The sequence below is a fragment of the Microcystis sp. M53603_WE2 genome (assembly GCF_030065435.1).
Window position 1 is genome coordinate 1 of record NZ_JASJFF010000154.1, and the last position, 3,955, is coordinate 3,955.

Below are 3,955 nucleotides of genomic sequence, written 5' to 3' on the forward strand. Positions count from 1 at the left end.
AGCCCTCATGTCTCGCCGCGCTGCTTTACAATCCTATTTACTGGTGCGTTTACTCCTAGCTCCCTTGATGTTATGGACAATCGTGACGGTGGTTTTTCTGCTGATGCGTGTTGCCCCTGGTGATCCCACGGATGCGATTTTAGGCAACCGCGCCCCTGAAAGTGCCAAAAATGCCCTAAGAGAACAGTTAGGACTGAATAAACCCCTATTTTTCCAGTATCTAGACTATATTTTCAATCTAATGCGTCTCAACTTAGGAGACTCTTTAACCAGTAAGGGGGTGACGGTGTGGGAGATTATCGCTAAACATTTTCCAGCGACGGTGGAACTAACTTTTTATGGAATGCTAATTGCGGTGATAGTGGGAGTCGGATTGGGAATTATCACCGCTTCCCGTCCGAATACCCCCTTAGATGCGGGGGGACGTTTATTTGGACTGATAACCTATTCCTTGCCGATTTTTTGGGTGGGAATGCTCTTACAGCTAATTTTTGCGGTACAGTTGCGCTGGTTTCCCTTGGGGACTCGTTTTCCTTTGAGTGAGACTCCACCCCAGACAATTACAGGTTTATACACCCTTGATAGTCTGATGACTCTACAACTAGATAAGTTGCCCACAGCTTTGTATTATCTAGCCTTACCTAGTTTTACTCTCGGCATTCTCTTGAGTGGGATTTTTGAACGGATGGTGCGAGTTAATCTGAAACAAACTTTGCAAGCGGACTATGTAGATGCGGCCAAAGCGAGAGGAATACCAGAAAAAACGATTATGATCGCCCATGCGCTGAAAAATGCTCTAATACCCGTAATTACTGTCTTAGGATTAACTTTTGCGGCTCTTTTAGGTGGTGCAGTCTTGACGGAAGTTACTTTTTCTTGGCCGGGTTTGGGAAATCAGTTATATCGCGCGATTTCTCTGCGGGATTACCCAACAGTACAGGGATTAATGGCTTTTTTTGCGACAATAGTGGTTTTTGCCAGTATTTTAATCGATTTAATCAATGCTTATGTTGATCCTCGCATCCGTTATTAATCAGGGAGAGGGAATTATGAATTATGAATTATGAAGTGGGGAGGTGGGGAGACCACTACGCAGTTTAAATACCGTACAGCTTGAGATGAGACAACAGCCGTGAAATTGATGTCACAGCTAATAAAAAATGGATCAGGATTGCTTTTTATCTCTAGGTTGTTGTTAGGTGATTGCTGACTGATTAATAATGGTTGAATGTTAATCGGCTTTTCCTTTTAGGGAGACGAAATCGGGCCTATGGAAATTACTATTGTCACCATTTTTCGGGGGATGAAAAGGATTTCTCACTTCGGTGGGAGTGGGTAAACCCTGTTTCATTTCCGCTACTTTTAAGAGGATCAAATACTCATAAAAAGCTTGCAGAGTACACCAAGCAAAACCAGCTTTACCATCGAGAATTCCCGCCAAGATAAAATACATATAAAACCAACGAAGCAAGGGACGAAAAGGCAATCGTAGAGATAAATCTTTTAAAGCTCTCCGTCTATCTACTTCGGTTTCACCAAAAAATAATTTTTTCCAACTAACACCACCGTTAGCCAACTGATGTAGGGTTTCTGCCGCTTCATCGGTAGAATAACGATTATGTTTTTCAATCCAACGACTTAAACCTTTACTACAGGTATAGTGGGGATAGGTTTCTTGTAAAAAAGAGGTTTTTCCCAGACATTCTTCTCTTTCCGTGTGACCATAATCGCTAAACCAGACTTGATCTTTTCTAAATAGACGCATTTGATAACGGGGATACTGGGTGCTGCGACGGATCCAAGTTCCCATAAACATAACTCTTTCGGCCACATAAAAACCAGTAAATTCTTTCTGTTGAGTGGCGCGCAGACATTCTGCGTAGAGTTGGGGTGTCATCCTTTCATCTGCTTCGAGAATATAAACCCAATCGTATTTAGTCTCGATATTTTCTAACATCCAAGTTCTTTGTTTACCATGACTCTCGAATTGATGCTGAATCACGCGCACTGGATAACGAGAAGCAATCTCTACAGTGCGATCGCTACTGTAGGAGTCAACCACAATCACATCATCGGATAGAAGTGCCGATTCCACACAGGCGGCAATATCAATTTCTTCGTTATGAGTGAGAATGTAAATGGAAAACATAGATATAATATGGTGTTTGATTATACGAAACCCGATCGGGCAGTAGTTCTATTGTGTACTGGAAAAAGCGGAATGAAAACCCTTATTAAGCTAAACGGCGCTTAACCTGCATGATCCAACAGCTATAACCCTTTTGGAGTCTATATCGGTGATCCGAAGTAAAAGCCGTTTAGCTTATCCAAGAAATTTTTTTAAAACTGTCAGACTGAGCCTATTCTAACCTCGATCGCCATTTTGTCAATATTTCTTAAGTATTACTTGAAAAATTCTTTACCTGAGCTTGTAGAGACTGGCAATGAGCTATTCCCCGCCATGAGATAATAGACGGTGCTTTATGTCTTCAGTAATTTTCGATGACTGCTGTTTCCGAGTGTTTTCGTTCTCTCCGTTCCCAGGGGAATTGTGCCTTAATTCCCTTTATTACTGCCGGTGATCCCGATTTATCTACCACTGCCCAAGCTTTACGCATTTTAGACCGGGCAGGGGCCGATCTGATCGAGTTGGGGGTTCCCTATTCCGATCCTCTTGCGGATGGTCCGGTTATTCAAGCGGCAGCCACCCGCGCTTTAAATCGGGGTGTCAAGTTGGAAGATGTGCTAGAAATCGTCAAAAATGCCCGGGGAGAGGTGAAAGCTCCGATTATTCTCTTTACTTACTATAATCCCATCTATCATCGCGGGATAGATGTCTTTTTAGACCAAATTAAAGCAGCCGGGGTGAGTGGTTTGGTGGTTCCCGATTTACCCCTAGAGGAAGCGGCAAGTCTGCTGCAACCGGCTGCCGCTAAGGGAATTGAAGTGATTTTATTGGTAGCGCCTACCAGTCCCCCGGAACGAATACAAGCGATCGCCCGGCAATCCCAAGGTTTTATTTATCTGGTTAGTGTCACGGGAGTGACGGGAATGCGGAACCAAGTAGCCACCAGAGTGGAGGAATTGCTCGATTCTATCCGTTCTGTCACCGATAAACCCGTGGGGGTAGGATTTGGCATTTCTGACCCGACACAGGCGCTACAGGTGAAAAAATGGGGTGCTGATGCGGTAATTGTCGGCAGTGCCATGGTTAAACGTCTGGCCGATAATTCCCCCAGCGATGGGTTAAAATCCCTCGAAGAATTCTGCCGCAGTTTAAAACAGGCGATTCAGTGAGGGGTTAGAAATTCTTCTAAGGGAATTCCGGCTGCGGGGCGATCGAGGTAGAATCTTTCCCGAATTCCTCGATCGCCTTGAGTTAAATTTGAGAGAGTTCGCGTTCACCCGCTAATTTCAGTGCAGAAGCTGCTTCAGGAATATAGGAAGTTTTCGTTTTAGAGACCATACCTCCCTGTTGTTCCTGTAATTGTTCTAGACGCATGGTACTCCAATCGGTCAGCATCGAGTTACCTAGCCGGGGGGCCAATTTGTTAATTTTCTCCACGGCGGAGATAGCTAATTCATCCATCTGTAGGGAAGCTAGATAGCAATCACAGGCGATGTCTATCTCTCCTAATCGTTCGTGACATTGGAGGGCCATAGACCGAGCGATCGCCATTCCAGGTGGGCCGAGTCTAGTGGCAGAACGATAGATTTTCGCCGCTTCTTCAAATTTATTTTGTTTCAGTAAAATTTCCCCCAGTTGCAGGCGATAACGAGAGTAAAGAGGTTCCATCGCCACCATTTTCTTCGATCTCTCTTCGGCGAGATCGATATCGCCTAACCAGAGAGCTTCTTTTGTTCGGCTCTCGAGAACCGTTATGAGAGTGTCGTAGGCGGAAAGTCGTTCGCTCTCGTTTTTACACTCGCGGGTTAGTTCTTCCGCCAGGGATTG

General features: G+C 44.7%; 4 protein-coding genes. 2 read left to right on the plus strand and 2 right to left on the minus strand.

The genetic code is table 11. From position 1 onward, the window contains the following. Window positions 1–7 precede the first annotated feature (7 nt). Window positions 8–1,033: an ABC transporter permease gene (locus tag PX481_RS03485; protein WP_185241526.1), complete on the plus strand. Its 1,026-nt coding sequence runs from the start codon at window positions 8–10 to the stop codon at window positions 1,031–1,033. Window positions 1,034–1,231: 198 nt separating this feature from the next. Here the strand turns inward: PX481_RS03485 and PX481_RS03490 are convergent, their stop codons facing one another. Continuing rightward, the gene (locus tag PX481_RS03490; RefSeq protein ID WP_288093682.1) at window positions 1,232–2,149 is read right to left on the minus strand and encodes a glycosyltransferase family 2 protein; all 918 of its coding nucleotides are present in this window, start codon (window positions 2,147–2,149) and stop codon (window positions 1,232–1,234) included. A gap of 353 nt (window positions 2,150–2,502) precedes the next feature. Here PX481_RS03490 and trpA point away from each other — a divergent pair, with 353 nt between their 5' ends. Further along, window positions 2,503–3,297, plus strand: coding sequence for a tryptophan synthase subunit alpha (trpA, locus tag PX481_RS03495; protein ID WP_288093683.1), 795 nt, complete (start codon window positions 2,503–2,505; stop codon window positions 3,295–3,297). An 82-nt stretch (window positions 3,298–3,379) separates the two neighbouring features. On the opposite strand, the gene PX481_RS03500 is transcribed toward trpA, so the two are convergent. Next, the coding region (locus tag PX481_RS03500; protein ID WP_353852180.1) for a tetratricopeptide repeat protein at window positions 3,380–3,955 on the minus strand (576 nt) is incomplete at its 5' end.